This window comes from Lachnoanaerobaculum sp. MSX33, from assembly GCF_000512995.1.
In the GTDB taxonomy this organism is placed as follows: Bacteria; Bacillota; Clostridia; order Lachnospirales; family Lachnospiraceae; genus Lachnoanaerobaculum.
In genome coordinates this window covers 1-739 of sequence record NZ_AZXX01000085.1, presented here as the reverse complement: position 1 = coordinate 739, position 739 = coordinate 1, and the positions used below count along the sequence as shown (strand labels likewise).

1 protein-coding gene is annotated in these 739 nt (G+C 32.9%); it reads right to left on the bottom strand.

The features are described 5' to 3' along the window. Positions 1-739: Rpn family recombination-promoting nuclease/putative transposase (locus tag HMPREF1495_RS10045; RefSeq protein WP_034214416.1), on the bottom strand; the 739-nt coding region annotated here is incomplete at both ends.

Below are 739 nucleotides of genomic sequence, written 5' to 3'. Positions count from 1 at the left end.
TGTATTTAACCTGCTTATTAAATCGGCACCTTCTTCCCTGCCTTTTTCTATTCCTTTTTCTATTCCTTTTTCTATCCCTCTTGCCTCAACTATATCCAATACTTCGCACATATTCACAACCTCCTTCGTATTTGCTTCGTCTATGATATCTTCAAACCTTTTATCTCCTGTCATTGCAGACATAAGCATCAGTAATTCCTCTATATGACCTATAAACTTCTTATCTGCAACATAATTCTTATTTACCCGCATTTGATACAAATAATCTGCAAGTATCCAAAAGTCGCTTTTAAAAGAATCTATTATTTCTCTGTCCAGATATGCTATCTCAAACAAATTAATCTTATAGTCATTTACATATGGCCTTAATTTCTCATCAACGTCTATTATTCCAAGCAGATTTTTTGGGTACAACCATTTCTGTTCAAACCCCAAATATAATACTAAAGAAATTACAGGATATTTTTTCTTATCAATATTTTCAGTTCTTGACTGTTTACCATATTCCGTACCGTCATAGCTTATAACTCTAAACGGCATTAATTTATTGGGTGTTGTCTGATTTTCTATTCCTAAAAGTGCTATATTTATCTGACTGTCTTTCCAATATTTCGCAACATCTCTGTCTTGAAACCTAACTCTTCCGTCTATTTTTAATGCACTATCCGTAACGGCATCAAAAAGTGTTTCTTCCTCTACCACTTTCTTACCACCAAATAACAATACATTTACTATATCA